Genomic DNA, 15580 nt, shown 5'->3' on the forward strand with positions numbered 1-15580 from the left:
GTCTGATCACAGGTGTCGTCCGTCTGATCACGCGAGTTACGTCTCTGATCACGCGAGTTACGTTCCTGAGCACGGGTGTTACGCGCTCGATCACGGGTGTTACGTCCCTGATCACGGGTGTGGCGGGTTTTGGGTATGAAAAAAAGGAGGGTTCAGGCGCCGGGAGAACTCGTGGTTCTCGACCGGGGCCTGGACCCTCCCTTTTCTAAGGTTAGTCCGGCGGTGTCCTACTCTCCCACAACCCTTCGGTTGCAGTACCATCGGCGCTGTCAGGCTTAGCTTCCGGGTTCGGAATGGGACCGGGCGTTTCCCTGACGCTATAACCACCGAAACACTGTGAAACACCCACACACGCTCACACATTGTGTGTGGTTGTGTGGTGTTTCAGAGCTGTAGAGTGGATGCGTAACATCTTTGTGGGCAAGTCCTCGGCCTATTAGTACCAGTCAACTCGACAACACATTACTGTGCTTCCATTTCTGGCCTATCAACCCAATGGTCTGTTGGGGGCCTTAACCCACAAGGGGTGGGATACCTCATCTTGGAACAGGCTTCCCGCTTAGATGCCTTCAGCGGTTATCCCTTCCGAACGTGGCCAACCAGCCATGCCACTGGCGTGACAACTGGCATACCAGAGGTTCGTCCGTCCCGGTCCTCTCGTACTAGGGACAGCCTTCCTCAAGTATCCTACGCGCGCGGCGGATAGGGACCGAACTGTCTCACGACGTTCTAAACCCAGCTCGCGTGCCGCTTTAATGGGCGAACAGCCCAACCCTTGGGACCTACTCCGGCCCCAGGATGCGACGAGCCGACATCGAGGTGCCAAACCATGCCGTCGATATGGACTCTTGGGCAAGATCAGCCTGTTATCCCCGGGGTACCTTTTATCCGTTGAGCGACACCCCTTCCACCAGGTGGTGCCGGATCACTAGTCCCGACTTTCGTCCCTGCTCGACATGTCTGTCTCACAGTCAAGCTCCCTTGTGCACTTGCACTCAACACCTGATTGCCAACCAGGCTGAGGGAACCTTTGGGCGCCTCCGTTACTCTTTAGGAGGCAACCGCCCCAGTTAAACTACCCATCAGGCACTGTCCCTGAACCAGATCATGGTCCGAGGTTCAGATTCCCAATCCGACCAGAGTGGTATTTCAACAACGACTCCACCAACACTAGCGTGCCAGCTTCACAGTCTCCCACCTATCCTACACAAGCCGAACCGAAAACCAATACCAAACTATAGTAAAGGTCCCGGGGTCTTTCCGTCCTGCCGCGCGTAACGAGCATCTTTACTCGTAGTGCAATTTCGCCGGGCCTGTGGTTGAGACAGCCGGAAAGTCGTTACGCCATTCGTGCAGGTCGGAACTTACCCGACAAGGAATTTCGCTACCTTAGGATGGTTATAGTTACCACCGCCGTTTACTGGCGCTTAAATTCTCAGCTTCACCCCGAAGGGTTAACCGGTCCTCTTAACGTTCCAGCACCGGGCAGGCGTCAGTCCATATACATCGTCTTGCGACTTCGCATGGACCTGTGTTTTTAGTAAACAGTCGCTTTCCGCTGGTCTCTGCGGCCACCCACCCCTAGTCCGCAAGGGACTTCAGAGTGTTTGGCCCCCCTTCTCCCGAAGTTACGGGGGCATTTTGCCGAGTTCCTTAACCACAGTTCACCCGATCGCCTTAGTATTCTCTACCTGACCACCTGTGTTGGTTTGGGGTACGGGCCGTGCACGCACTCGCTAGAGGCTTTTCTCGGCAGCATAGGATCACTCTACTTCGCCTCAATCGGCTACGCATCACGTCTCAACCTGTATGAGCGGCGGATTTGCCTACCACTCGGTCTACACGCTTACACCAGTACTACCACTCACTGGCGGAGCTACCTTCCTGCGTCACCCCATCACTCGACTACTACGGAATCAGATCCCACGCTCCACACAGAAACCTCCGTCCGAAGACATCGGTAACCGGCTTTGGGTGGTTAGTATCAACCGCCTCATCCTGGGCGCACGTGCTCGGGTACGGGAATATCAACCCGTTATCCATCGACTACGCCTGTCGGCCTCGCCTTAGGTCCCGACTTACCCTGGGCGGATTAGCCTGGCCCAGGAACCCTTGGTCATCCGGCGGCAGAGTTTCTCACTCTGCATTCGCTACTCATGCCTGCATTCTCACTCCCACACCCTCCACGACTGGCTTCCGCCGCCGCTTCCCTGGATGCAGGACGCTCCCCTACCCATCAACACGACTAGACGTCCCCGCAAGGAGAACGCCGATCTATATGTGTCAATGACACAGCTTCGGCGGTGTGCTTAAGCCCCGCTACATTGTCGGCGCAGGACCACTTGACCAGTGAGCTATTACGCACTCTTTCAAGGGTGGCTGCTTCTAAGCCAACCTCCTGGTTGTCTGGGCAATCCCACATCCTTTCCCACTGAGCACACACTTAGGGGCCTTAGCTGGTGTTCTGGGCTGTTTCCCTCTCGACGACGAAGCTTATCCCCCGCCGTCTCACTGCCACACTCTCACACCACGGTATTCGGAGTTTGGTTGATTTCGGTAACCCGGTAAGGCCCCTAGACCATCCAGTAGCTCTACCCCCGTGGAGAAACATGTGACGCTGCACCTAAATGCATTTCGGGGAGAACCAGCTATCACGGAGTTTGATTGGCCTTTCACCCCTACCCACAGCTCATCCCCTCAGTTTTCAACCTAAGTGGGTTCGGCCCTCCACGTCGTCTTACCGACGCTTCAGCCTGGCCATGGGTAGATCACTCCGCTTCGGGTCTAGACCACGCGACTCAATCGCCCTATTCAGACTCGCTTTCGCTACGGCTACCCCACACGGGTTAACCTCGCCACGCAGCACTAACTCGCAGGCTCATTCTTCAAAAGGCACGCCATCACCTCAACATCACAAGGATGTGCTCGGGCTCTGACGGCTTGTAGGCACACGGTTTCAGGTACTCTTTCACTCCCCTCCCGGGGTACTTTTCATCTTTCCCTCACGGTACTAGTCCGCTATCGGTCTTCAGGAAGTATTTAGGCTTACCGGGTGGTCCCGGCAGATTCACAGCAAATTCCACGAGCTCGCTGCTACTCGGGAACACCAAACAAACAATCCACAACGTGTTTTCGCGTACGGGACTCTCACCCACTCCGGTCGCCCATCCCAAGACGTTCCACTAACACGCGCGATCATTCCGAGGACTGTCAGATCCTCGACGCTGGGTCCCACAACACCGCTCATACAACGCCTGACAGCTTGACATATAAACGGTTTAGCCTCTTCCGCTTTCGCTCGCCACTACTCACGGAATCACGGTTGTTTTCTCTTCCTACGGGTACTGAGATGTTTCACTTCCCCGCGTTCCCTCCACACACCCTATATATTCAGATGCGGGTAACACCACATAACTGGTGCTGGGTTTCCCCATTCGGAAATCCTCGGATCACAGCTCGGTTGACAGCTCCCCGAGGCATATCGCAGCCTCCCACGTCCTTCATCGGCTCCTGAAGCCAAGACATCCACCATGTGCCCTTAACAACTTGACCACAAAGATGCTCGCATCCACTCTACAGTTCTCAAACACCACACCAGAAACAAACGTCCCGGGGCGTAAGCCCCTCGGCGTGTTGCCTCAGGACCCAACAGCATGCCAGCGAACAATCCCTCCGACTCCCCAGAAGCACCCGTTCCACGCACCCGAAGATGCAGTACTTGAGCGTCCCAGCAGAAGCCGGCGACACCATAACCAGTAGTTCCACAATTCCTTGAGCAAGCCCGGCAACACCACATTCGGGTGTTGAGCCGTGCCCACTCCACCACCGTTGCTCCGGGTATCCCGGCGGGGTGGATGTGTTGCTCCTTAGAAAGGAGGTGATCCAGCCGCACCTTCCGGTACGGCTACCTTGTTACGACTTCGTCCCAATCGCCAGTCCCACCTTCGACCACTCCCTCTGCAAGCAGTTGGGCCATGGGCTTCGGGTGTTACCGACTTTCATGACGTGACGGGCGGTGTGTACAAGGCCCGGGAACGTATTCACCGCAGCGTTGCTGATCTGCGATTACTAGCGACTCCGACTTCACGCAGTCGAGTTGCAGACTGCGATCCGAACTGAGACCGGCTTTAAGGGATTCGCTCCACCTCGCGGTATCGCAGCCCTCTGTACCAGCCATTGTAGCATGTGTGAAGCCCTGGACATAAGGGGCATGATGACTTGACGTCATCCCCACCTTCCTCCGAGTTGACCCCGGCAGTCTCCCACGAGTCCCCGCCATCACGCGCTGGCAACGTAGGATAAGGGTTGCGCTCGTTGCGGGACTTAACCCAACATCTCACGACACGAGCTGACGACAGCCATGCACCACCTGTACACCAACCACAAGGGAAGCCCTATCTCTAGGGATGTCTGGCGCATGTCAAGCCCAGGTAAGGTTCTTCGCGTTGCATCGAATTAATCCACATGCTCCGCCGCTTGTGCGGGCCCCCGTCAATTCCTTTGAGTTTTAGCCTTGCGGCCGTACTCCCCAGGCGGGGCGCTTAATGCGTTAGCTACGGCACGGACAACGTGGATGTCGCCCACACCTAGCGCCCAACGTTTACAGCGTGGACTACCAGGGTATCTAATCCTGTTCGCTCCCCACGCTTTCGCTCCTCAGCGTCAGTATCGGCCCAGAGACCCGCCTTCGCCACCGGTGTTCCTCCTGATATCTGCGCATTTCACCGCTACACCAGGAATTCCAGTCTCCCCTACCGAACTCAAGTCTGCCCGTATCGCCCGCACGCTCCACGTTAAGCGTGGAGTTTTCACGAACGACGCGACAAACCGCCTACGAGCTCTTTACGCCCAATAATTCCGGACAACGCTCGCACCCTACGTATTACCGCGGCTGCTGGCACGTAGTTAGCCGGTGCTTCTTATCCAGGTACCGTCACTTGCGCTTCGTCCCTGGCGAAAGAGGTTTACAACCCGAAGGCCGTCATCCCTCACGCGGCGTCGCTGCATCAGGCTTGCGCCCATTGTGCAATATTCCCCACTGCTGCCTCCCGTAGGAGTCTGGGCCGTGTCTCAGTCCCAGTGTGGCCGGTCACCCTCTCAGGCCGGCTACCCGTCGTCGCCTTGGTAGGCCATTACCCCACCAACAAGCTGATAGGCCGCGGGCTCATCCTGTACCGCCGGAGCTTTCCACCAAACCCCATGCGAGGCCCGGTCATATCCGGTATTAGACCCAGTTTCCCAGGCTTATCCCAAAGTACAGGGCAGATTGCCCACGTGTTACTCACCCGTTCGCCACTAATCCACCCCGAAAGGCTTCATCGTTCGACTTGCATGTGTTAAGCACGCCGCCAGCGTTCGTCCTGAGCCAGGATCAAACTCTCCAACAATGTCAAATTTGATCGAGGCAAATTTACTTGCTCTCAAAGGAACCTCAAACGAGGTTCAAATACATAAGCTCTACTGGCTTAGTTCACTAGCACACTGTTGAGTTCTCAAGCAACACACCCCAGATCGCACCGCGGCTACACGGCCTTATCCGAAGCAGTCATTCCTAGCAGTTTTTGGTGGGACACCCACTCAATCGCACTGAGTCTTTCAACTCCGAGGCGAGAGCTTGGTTCGTGTCCCGGTCGGCCACCCGGTTTCCCTGGCGACTTGGAGAACTTTACATGGCCGGAAACCCCCGAAAACAGGGGGGTACCTTAACGACATTTCCGCAGGTCAGAGGCAGGAAACGCGCCCGCGCCGGTCGATCACCGGGTGATCGGCCCGGGGGCGCCCGGATGAACATCGGCGAAGAAACATTGCTCCGAGTACATTGCACCGTATTGATCTCGGTGATTGCTCCGATTAGCGTCGGGCTCATGAGTACTGCGGAACTCGACGGCATCTCCGTCGCTTACGACGACCTCGGCACCGGGTTGCCCGTCGTCCTCGTCCACGGCCACCCCTTCAATCGTTCGATGTGGCGTCCCCAAGCCGAGCGCTTCAGCCAGGAGGGCTACCGGGTCATCACGGCGGACCTCCGCGGCTACGGCGAGACCACGGTGGTCCCGGGCAAGACCGGGCTCGACGTCTTCGCCAAGGACATCTGCCGCCTCGCGGACCGTCTCGGCCTCGGGCGCTTCGTACTCGGCGGCCTCTCCATGGGCGGGCAGATCGTCATGGAGTTCCACCGCACCTACCCCGACCGTGTCGCCGGGCTCCTGCTCGCCGACACCTCTCCCCAGGCGGAGACCGAGGAGGGCAAACGCGTCCGCAACGAGATGGCGGATCGGATCCTCGCGGAAGGACTGAACCCCTACGCGGAGGAAGTCCTGACGAAGATGGTCTCCCCCGAGAACGTCCGCACGATGCCGGACGTGGCGGCGCACGTCCTCGGGATGATGCGCACGACGCCCAAGGAAGGAGCGGCCGCCGCACTCAGGGGGCGCGCCGAGCGTCCGGACTACCGGGACAGCCTCACTCGCGTGGCAGTGCCGGCCCTGGTCGTGGTCGGGACCGAAGACGAGTTCACGCCGGTCTCGGACGCCGAGCTCATGCACGGCCTCATCCCCGGCTCCACCCTGGCGGTGATCGAAGGAGCCGCCCACATGCCTAACCTGGAGCGCGAGGCCGAGTTCAACACCGTGTTCGCCCAGTTCTTGAAAGAGATCGTGTGATGCCCTCCATGTCCAAGAAGACCGTTTTCGTGACCGGTGCCAGCGCCGGGTTCGGTGTCGAGATCGTCCGCCGGTTCGCCGCCGACGGTGCCAAGGTCGTCGCGGCCGCGCGCAGCAAGGACCGGCTCGACAAGCTGGCTGGCGAGCTGGGCGAGAACGTCCTCCCCTTCGAGCTCGACGTCCGGGACGCCGACGCGGTGGCCGCGCTTCCCGGCACACTGCCCGCCGAGTTCGCCGAGGTCGACCTGCTGGTCAACAACGCCGGCCTCGCGAAGGGGCTCGAGCCCGCCCATCGGGCGAAGCTCGACGACTGGGACCAGATGATCGACACGAACATCAGGGGGCTCGCGCATCTCACCCGCGCGTTGCTGCCCGGAATGGTCGAGCGCGGCCGCGGGCACGTGATCAACATCGGCTCGGTCGCGGGCTCCTACCCCTATCCCGGTGGCAACGCCTACGGGGCGACCAAGGCGTTCGTGCACCAGTTCAGCCTGAACCTGCGCGCGGACCTGCAGGGCACCGGCGTCCGGGTGACCAACGTCGAGCCGGGTCTGGTCGGCGGGACGGAATTCTCCGTCGTCCGGTTCGAGGGTGATCAGAGCAAGGCCGACAACGTCTACAAGGGCACGACGCCGCTGACGGCCGCCGACGTCGCCGAGTCCGTCTTCTGGGCGGCTTCGCAGCCGGAGCACGTGAACATCAACGTCATCGAGCTGATGCCGGTGGTGCAGAGCTTCTCCGCGCTGCATATCCATCGGTCGGAGTAGGCCGGTCAGGCGGAGCCTGTCCGTTGAGGGTGGTGGTGGGGCGGGGTCCGGGGAGGCCGAAGAGCTCGAAGAGCGCCTGCTGTTCCGGGCTTCGCTCGGTCAGCAGGCGCCGCGTCCGCGGGCGACCGCCGGTGGACGGGTACCGCAGCACCGTCTCCCCGATCCCCGCGAGGCTGTCCATCAGCTCGCGGACCGACAGGTTCATTCCGGCGCGGTCCGCCTCGCGCCGCATCAGGTGCGTTACCGTGGACGCGAGCACAGTGACCAGCGTGTGCACGGCGATCCGATGCGGGGTCCAGTCCCAGCGCGGGGTGGGGCCGGTGACCGCGGGACCGGTGAGCCAGCGGAACGTCGAGTCGAGGTGGGTCCGGGCGCGGTACGCGGTGACGACTTCGGACACGGGCCAGTCGTGGTCGGTGACCAGCACCTGTTTGCCGAAGAACTCGTCGTGCAACCGCGACACGGCGGCATCGTCGACCTTCCAGGTGAGGCGGATCTCCCCCGGCCTCGTCCCCGTCAGAGCAGGGGAAAGCACCCTTTCGACGCGGCGCCCGCGCGTGATCCGCGCGATTTCGGCGTTCACCTGGCCGCGGTCACCCCGGTAGACGCCTGACGCCAGTGCGGCGTCGAGGCCCGCGAGTTCCCGCGTCGCGGTGCCCAGTTCCTCGCCGAACGCGCGGGCCTGCGCGTTGTGCAGGGTTTCCGAATGGGTCAGGATCACGCGGCGCCGCACGCCCGCGACCACGGCTCTGGTGTCGAGCGCGGTCAGCCCGGCGAAGCGCTCCGGGTCGACGGGCTTCCGCGCGGACGGCGGTTTCGACAGCAACTCCGGATGTTCCGAGAGCGGGAGCGCGCCGACGAAGTGCCGTCCGAGGTCCAGTTGCGCGGCCTGGCCCGCGGTGAAGACCAGCGTGACGGGGTAGAGCGAGCGGAGTTGCTCGGCGAGCGCGGCGAACGGCGGCGCCTCTTCCCTCGGGTACACGTGCGAGGCCAGCGGGATCGCCCCGTCCTTGGTCACCACCAGGCCGAGCCCGGCGAGTTCGCACCGGCAAGGGTCGGCCGTGGTGAAGGTGGCGAACTGCGGGACGTCCACGGCGAGCGCGGCGTCGCCCGTTCCCAGCCAGGAGAGCACCGCGTCGGCGACGGCGGTCTCGATCCTGGCGATCCGTTCGGGCGTGAGACGGTGCAGCGCCCGCCGGTGATTCGGCAGGTCGGCCCGGACGAATTCGCGGGCGACGGAGTCACGCCACCAGTCGGCCAATTGCGTTTCGGGGGCTGTCGCCCGGTGCAGGACGGCGAGCGCGAGATGCGTCCCCAAAGTGGTCGTGGCGCGCTGGGCTCCGACGGCCTCGTCGACCCGGCGCACGAAGTCGAGCCGTCGCAGCGTGGCCCACACCGCCGCGACGTCACCGAAGGTCCGGTGACGCGCTTCGCCGGGGGCCGAGACGTCGCCCTCCATCGCGCGTCCGATCTCCTCGGCCGTCCCGAGGTAGCGCTGCGACACGACCCTCGGCTCGCCGTCGACCCGCGCGGAGGTGACGAGGTAGTAGTACGTCCGCCCGCCGACCTTCTTGCCGATCACCGAAGCCACACTTTAGGTAATACACTCGCACCCGCCGACCGGCAACCAAGATCATGCGCTGAACAGCGAAAACGGTGATCCCACTCACGTGGGTGACGTCGTGGCGGGATGCACACTGGCAGGTGGAGCGAGTCCGGCCATAGCGTGCGGGAATGGCATCCCCTGCTGACGCGAACGCCCCCACCACCTCGGCGATGCGCCGGGCGCTCGCCAGGGCGCGCGACGGGAAGACCCTCGACATCACCGAGGCCTCGATCCTGCTCCAGGCGCGCGGCGACGATCTCAAGACGCTGTCCGAGCACGCCTCACGGGTCCGCGACGCCGGGCTCGTCGCGGCCGGCCGTCCCGGCGTGGTCACCTACAGCCGTTCAGTGTTCATCCCGCTGACCCGGCTGTGCCGGGACCGCTGCGGCTACTGCACCTTCGCGACCGTCCCGGGCCGCGTCGAATCGCCGTTCCTCTCCCCCGACGAGGTGCTCGACATCGCCCGCAAGGGTGCCGCAATGGGGGTCAAGGAAGCACTGTTCACGCTCGGCGACCGGCCGGAAGACCGCTGGAAGGCGGCGAAGGACTGGCTCGACGCGCACGGCTACGACGACACGCTGTCCTACGTCCGGGCGATGGCGATCCGGGTTCTCGAAGAGACGGGTGTCCTGCCGCACCTCAATCCGGGCGTGCTGAGCTGGCAGGACTTCCAGCGGCTCAAGCCGGTTTCGGCGTCCATGGGCATGATGCTGGAGACGACGGCGAAGCGGCTGTACACGGAGAAGGGCGGCCCGCACTACGGCTCGCCGGACAAGGACCCGGACGTCCGCCTGCGGGTGCTGGAGGACGCCGGCCGCAGTTCGGTGCCCTTCACCACGGGCATCCTGATCGGCATCGGCGAGAACTTCGAGGAGCGCGCCGACTCGCTGTTCGCGATCCGCAAGGTCGCGAAGACCTACGGCGGCATCCAGGAAGTCATCGTCCAGAACTTCCGCGCGAAGCCCGACACCAAGATGCGCGCGACCCCGGACGCCGATCTCGAGGAACTCGCCGCGACCATCGCCGTCGCGCGGCTCGTGCTCGGGCCGCGGATGCGCATCCAGGCACCGCCGAACCTGATCGGCCAGCAGTACGAACTGATGCTGAACGCGGGTATCGACGACTGGGGCGGCGTCTCGCCGCTGACCCCCGACCACGTGAACCCTGAACGCGCGTGGCCGCAGATCGACGAGCTCAAACGCCGCACCGAGGCGCTCGGTTTCACCGTGCGCGAGCGGCTGCCGATCTACCCGGAGTACGTCAAGGCCGGTGAGCCGTGGCTGGACCCGCGGATGAACGCGCATCTCGCGCCGCTGACCGACACCGAGACCGGGCTCGCGATCGAAGAGGCGATCCCGGTCGGCATCCCGTGGCAGGAGCCCGACGGCGGCTGGAAGGAGGCCGGGCGCACCGATCTGCACGTCGAGGTCGACACGGTCGGGCGCACGGAAGACCGCCGCAGCGACTTCGACTCGGTCTACGGCGACTGGGCCGAGATCAAGGGCAACATCAAGACCGCGCCGCAGCGGTTCGACCTCGATATCCGGGATGCCTTGCGCAGCGCGGAAAAGAACCCCGCCGGGCTCTCGGACGACGAGGCGCTGGCGCTGCTGCACGCCGACGGGCCGGAGCTCGACGCCTTCACCAAGATCGCCGACGACCTGCGTCGCGAGGTGAACGGCGACGACGTCACTTTCGTCGTCACGCGGAACATCAACTTCACCAACGTCTGCTACACCGGCTGCCGGTTCTGCGCGTTCGCCCAGCGCCGCACCGACGCCGACGCGTACACGCTTTCGCTGGAGCAGGTCGGTGACCGGGTCGACGAGGCGTGGGCCGCGGGCGCGACCGAGATCTGCATGCAGGGTGGCATCCACCCGGATCTGCCGGGCACCGCGTACTTCGATCTCGCGGCCGAGGTGAAACGCCGTCAGCCGGACATCCACCTGCACTCGTACTCGCCGATGGAGGTCGTCAACGGCGCTTCGCGGACGAACCTCTCGATCGAGGACTGGCTGGCGCGCGCGAAGGAGGCCGGCGTCGACTCGCTGCCGGGTACGGCGGCGGAGATCCTCGACGACGACGTCCGCTGGGTGCTGACGAAGGGCAAGCTGCCGACGTCGGAATGGATCAACGTCGTCACCACCGCGCACAAACTCGGCATCACCACGACGTCGACGATGATGTACGGCCACGTCGACACCCCGGCGCACTGGGTCGGGCACCTGAAGCTGCTGGCGAAACTGCAGCGGGAAGGCCTGGAACGCAACGGGCGGCGCGGGTTCAGCGAGTTCGTGCTGCTGCCGTTCATCCACCAGAGTTCCCCGATCTACCTCGCCGGGCTCGCCAGGGCGGGGACGACGCTGCGCGAGAACCGCGCGGTGCACGCGCTGGCCCGGCTGCTGCTGCACGGGATGATCGACAACATCCAGAGTTCGTGGGTCAAACTCGGCGAGGAAGGCAGCCGCGCGGTGCTCCAGGGCGGGGTCAACGACATCGGCGGCACGCTGATGGAGGAGACGATCAGCCGGATGGCGGGTGCGGCCAACGGGTCGTACAAGACGATCAGCGACATGCGTGCGATGGTCGAGCCGCTGGGCCGTCCGCTGCGGCAGCGGACCACGGAGTACGGCACGCCGACGGCGGAGCGGATCGCCGCGGCCCAGGCGTCCGACGGCGTCGCGACCGCGGTGCGGCGGCCGCTGTTGCCGCTTGTCACCAGCTGACGAAAAGACACTGACGGCCCCCTGGCCCGCGTACGAACGCGGACCAGGGGGCCGTCACGTTCCGTGTGGCACCGCTCACAAGGCGCGGGAGTCGCGGGCGTTTTCTGTGCTAAACCCGAGGCTCACTTCCGGGCAGCCGAGAGGACGTCGATGACCGCGAGCGCAGTCCAGGTGGCCGATACCGCCCGCTATCCGTTGTCCGAACCGGGAAGCCCCGCGTGGCGCGCGATCGTTTCCCGGACCCGCGCCGAACTGCGGGAAACGGGCTGCAGTGTGCTTGCCGACTTCATCCGTCCGGAGCTGCGTGATGTCCTTCGCGACGAAGGCGCGAAGATCGCTCCGGAGGCGTACGCGAAGGTCGAACGCGTCAACGCCTACAACATCGCCCTCGACACTCCGCTGCCGGAAGACCATCCCGGCCGCACGATCATGGAACGCGGCAACGCCTTCGTGGCGCGTGACCGGATCCCGGTGACCGCGGTGATCCAGCAGCTGTACACGAGCCCGGAGTTCCAGCGGTTCGTCGCCGACTGCTTCGAACTCCCCGAACTGCACGAACTCGCCGATCCGCTGTCCGGCCTGGTGCTCAACGTGATCGAACCGGGCCGCTCGCATCCGTGGCATTTCGACACCAACGAGTACACGGTCAGCATGCTCACCCAGGACGCGGCCGACGGCGGTGTCTTCGAATACTGCCCGAACATCCGCACCGAAACGGCCGAGAACTTCGACGACGTCCGCGCCGTGCTGGCGGGCGAAGGTGATCATCTGATCAGGCGGCTCACTCTGCGTCCTGGCGATCTTCAGCTGTTTCGCGGACGCTTCGCGCTGCACCGGGTGAGTAGTGTTCAAGGGGCAGTCGCCCGCCATTCCGCGATCTTCGCGTACAGCGAGCGTCCTGGGGTCATCGGCAGTCCGGAACGGACGAGACAGCTGTTCGGCCGGGTCCTGCCGGAACACGTCGCTTCGGCGGCGGTCCGGGGCGATGAGCTGCTCGACTAGCGCCTGTTGGCGGAGCTGAAGGAGTACCTGAAGGTGACCACAGGTGTGAACCCGCCCCGGCCGTAGGCCCCGCTATCGCGGTGGCAGGGCAGCGCCCTGCCGACGTCGATCGCGGTCGCGGGTTCACCTACAGACACTCAGTCAGGAGCTTGGCCGTGCCTTTCGATTCGACCGGCAAGATCTCTTTCGACCACATCTACACCGCGCCCGACCCCCGTGCGTTCTTCGGCACCTTGCGCAGACTGGACTACTCCATCCCCCAGCAGGCGAAGGCCTACTTCGCGAAATTGATCGACGAGTACCGCGCGGAGGCCGACGTCAAGGTCCCGACGGTGCTCGACCTCGGCTGTTCCTACGGCGTCAACGCGGCGCTGCACCGCTGTGACACCTCGATGGAGCGCCTGTACGACCACTACCGGGACGGCGAGTCGCTGAGCCGGGACGAACTGATCGCGCGCGACCGCCGGATGGTCGAGAAGCTCGCCGTCGGCGACGGTGTCCGCTTCATCGGCCTCGACGCCTCCGCGCCCGCATTGGACTACGCGCTCGCCGCCGGCTTCATCGACGACGCGATCCACGCGGATCTGGAGAGCGAAGACCCGACAGAGGAGCAGCGCGCGCTGCTGGCCGACGTCGACATCGTCATCTCGACCGGCTGCGTCGGCTACGTCACCGAGAAGACCCTCGTCCGGATAGCGCGGGAGAACCGGCCGTGGATGGCGCATTTCGTGCTGCGGATGTTCTCCTACGGGCCGGTCGCCGAGAGCCTCGCCGACTTCGAGTACGACACGACCGGGGTCGACGGCGTCTTCCGGCAGCGGAGATTCGCTTCGGATGAGGAAAAGTCGCAGATCTTGGACAATCTCTCCGTCGCGGGCCTCGACCCGCGTGGGCTGGAAGCCGACGGCCGGCTGTACGCGCGGCTGTTCGTCTCCCGGCCGAACGGCGCGGCGGGCGAACTCGCCTCCGTGCTGAACGCCCTTCCCCTTCGAGATCAAGGATGATCGTGAGCAGTCCGGAACCGTCCACCCGCACGTTCGGCAACGAGGACATCCTGCCGCGGGTCCCCGTCCCCAGCCTGGAGGACACCTGCCGCCGGTTTCTCGAGTGGTGCTCGCCGCTGCTCACCCCCGGCGAGCTGGCGGAGACCGAAGGCGCCGTCACCGAGTTCCTCGCGGCAGGAAGCCCGGCGTACGAACTGCAGAGCGCGCTCGAGGCCTACGACAAGCGGGAAGACGTCCGCAGCTGGCTCGACACCTTCTGGCCGTACCGCTACCTCGGCCGTCGCGATCGGATCGCGCTCAACGCGAACTTCTTCTTCCTGTTCACCGAATCCCCGCTGGGGCAGCTGGAGCGCGCGGCCGAACTGGCGGCGTCGGCGGTGGACTACAAGCTGAAGCTCGACGAGGAACTGGTGCCGCCGATCGTGCTGCGCGGGCAGCCGCAGTCGATGGTGCAGCACAAGTATCTGTTCTCTGCGACGCGGATCCCCGGCGCCGTGCAGGACACCGCGCGCACGCCGTACCGCGAGGACTGGCCGGGGCCGTCGCGGGCGCGGCACATCGTGGTCTTCCACCGCGACACCCCGTTCCGGATGGACGTCATCGCGCCGGACGGGCGGCCGTATTCCCCCGAACAGCTGGTCGCGGGGCTGCAGACCATTGTGAAGTCGGGGAACTTCGTCGAAGACCCGCGGACCGCCGCCGGGCATTTCACCACCAAGGCGAGGGCGGAGTGGGCGGCGACGCGGGAAGCGCTGCTCGCCGCCGGGAACGCGGCCGCGCTCGACGACATCGAGACGGCGTTGTTCTGCCTGTGCCTGGAGGACTTCACACCGGCGAACACGCAGGAGGCGTGCGACAACCTGCTGCACGGCGACAGCGGGAACCGCTGGTTCGACAAGGCCGTTTCGCTCATCGTGTTCGAGGACGGCACGGCGGGGATCAACGTCGAGCACTGCGAACTGGACGGGACCACGATCCTCGGGTTCACCGACGCGCTGCTGAGCGGGACGCGGCTGGAACGCCCGCCCGCCGACGGCGTCCCGGCGTCCGAAGTCATCGAGTTCGTCCTGGGTGAGGCGCTGCGCGAAGACGCTCGTGCCGCTGCCGCGTCCTTCGCCGAGTACGCCGAAGCGACCGCTACGAAGACGGTGTCCTTCACCGACTTCGGTGCGAAGCGGGCGAAGGAGCTGGGGATGTCCCCTGACGCCTTTGCGCAGATGGCGTACCAGCTCGCGCACAAGCGGGCGAAGGGGATCACCGGCGCGACGTACGAGTCGATCGCGACGCGGCAGTACCAGAACGGGCGCACCGAAGCGATGCGGGTGGTGACGCCCGAAGTGCAGTGGTTCGTCCAGGTGATGGACGACCCGCAAGCCGATCGGCAGACGCGTCAGGCGGCCTTCCGCGCGGCGGCCGCGAAGCACATCACGCGGGCGAAGGAGTGTCAGGCGGGCGACGCGCCGGAGCAGCACCTGTGGGAGCTGCAGCTGATCCAGAAGCGGCGCGGAGTCGAGGACTCTCCGGCGCTGTACTCGTCACCTGGCTGGCTGAAGATGCGCGACGACTACCTGAGCACCAGCTCGGCGCCGTCGGTGAACATCCAGTACTTCGGCTTCGGGTCGACCAGCCCGCAGTGCATCGGTGTCGCGTACGTGCTGCTGCCGGAGTCGCTGAATCTGTACCTGTGCACGCCGAAGCACGTGGCACACGAGATGGAGCTGTTCGCGACCGAACTGGACGGCGCCATCCGGGAGTTGCAGGAGCTGCTGGCCTGAGTTCACGAAGGGGCCGGTCTGTGTCCCCGAGGCGGTGC

Annotated in this window: 7 protein-coding genes and 3 rRNA genes; 6 read left to right on the plus strand and 4 right to left on the minus strand. The window is 64.1% G+C overall.

The window, feature by feature from the left end; translation table 11 throughout:
- Positions 1-214 precede the first annotated feature (214 nt).
- From rrf to CVV72_RS20105, 3 genes are all read right to left on the minus strand, one after another.
- Positions 215-331: ribosomal RNA gene (gene rrf / locus CVV72_RS20095) — 5S ribosomal RNA — on the minus strand.
- A gap of 85 nt (positions 332-416) precedes the next feature.
- Positions 417-3552: ribosomal RNA gene (locus CVV72_RS20100) — 23S ribosomal RNA — on the minus strand.
- Between the two features lie 318 nt (positions 3553-3870).
- Positions 3871-5387 (minus strand): 16S ribosomal RNA (locus CVV72_RS20105).
- Together the 16S, 23S and 5S rRNA genes form the textbook arrangement of a ribosomal RNA operon.
- A gap of 477 nt (positions 5388-5864) precedes the next feature.
- Between CVV72_RS20105 and CVV72_RS20110 the strand changes: the two genes are divergently transcribed.
- The gene (locus CVV72_RS20110) at positions 5865-6662 is read left to right on the plus strand and encodes an alpha/beta fold hydrolase (RefSeq protein WP_219145282.1); all 798 of its coding nucleotides are present in this window, start codon (positions 5865-5867) and stop codon (positions 6660-6662) included.
- An 8-nt stretch (positions 6663-6670) separates the two neighbouring features.
- Positions 6671-7429, plus strand: coding sequence for an SDR family oxidoreductase (locus CVV72_RS20115; RefSeq protein ID WP_219145283.1), 759 nt, complete (start codon positions 6671-6673; stop codon positions 7427-7429).
- Here CVV72_RS20115 and CVV72_RS20120 read toward each other — a convergent pair.
- Entirely contained in the window at positions 7368-9020 is a 1653-nt protein-coding gene (locus CVV72_RS20120; RefSeq protein ID WP_219145284.1) for a transposase, read from the minus strand. The genes CVV72_RS20115 and CVV72_RS20120 overlap by 62 nt on opposite strands.
- Before the next feature lie 185 nt (positions 9021-9205).
- Between CVV72_RS20120 and CVV72_RS20125 the strand changes: the two genes are divergently transcribed.
- From CVV72_RS20125 to CVV72_RS20140, 4 genes are all read left to right on the plus strand, one after another.
- Positions 9206-11761 carry a bifunctional FO biosynthesis protein CofGH gene (locus tag CVV72_RS20125; protein ID WP_255632786.1) on the plus strand — a complete coding sequence of 852 codons (2556 nt, stop codon included), beginning with the start codon at positions 9206-9208 and terminating at the stop codon, positions 11759-11761.
- Between the two features lie 150 nt (positions 11762-11911).
- Positions 11912-12763: an arpA protein gene (locus CVV72_RS20130; RefSeq protein ID WP_219145286.1), complete on the plus strand. Its 852-nt coding sequence runs from the start codon at positions 11912-11914 to the stop codon at positions 12761-12763.
- Positions 12764-12918: 155 nt separating this feature from the next.
- Complete coding sequence (locus CVV72_RS20135) at positions 12919-13767, plus strand: class I SAM-dependent methyltransferase (protein WP_219145287.1); 849 nt, start codon at positions 12919-12921, stop codon at positions 13765-13767.
- Entirely contained in the window at positions 13764-15542 is a 1779-nt protein-coding gene (locus CVV72_RS20140) for a choline/carnitine O-acyltransferase (RefSeq protein ID WP_219145288.1), read from the plus strand. The genes CVV72_RS20135 and CVV72_RS20140 overlap by 4 nt, the downstream gene beginning before the upstream one ends.
- Positions 15543-15580: the final 38 nt, after the last annotated feature.

Source organism: Amycolatopsis sp. TNS106 (genome assembly GCF_019330265.1).
Classification (GTDB): domain Bacteria; phylum Actinomycetota; class Actinomycetes; order Mycobacteriales; family Pseudonocardiaceae; genus Amycolatopsis; species Amycolatopsis lurida.

Bases quoted from the DNA above. Each gene is read 5' to 3' on its own strand.
- CVV72_RS20115 (WP_219145283.1), top strand. From the start codon at position 6,671: ATGTCCAAGAAGACCGTTTTCGTGACCGGTGCCAGCGCCGGGTTCGGT.
- CVV72_RS20125 (WP_255632786.1), top strand. From the start codon at position 9,206: ATGCGCCGGGCGCTCGCCAGGGCGCGCGACGGGAAGACCCTCGACATC.
- CVV72_RS20130 (WP_219145286.1), top strand. From the start codon at position 11,912: ATGACCGCGAGCGCAGTCCAGGTGGCCGATACCGCCCGCTATCCGTTG.
- CVV72_RS20140 (WP_219145288.1), top strand. From the start codon at position 13,764: ATGATCGTGAGCAGTCCGGAACCGTCCACCCGCACGTTCGGCAACGAG.
- CVV72_RS20110 (WP_219145282.1), top strand. From the start codon at position 5,865: ATGAGTACTGCGGAACTCGACGGCATCTCCGTCGCTTACGACGACCTC.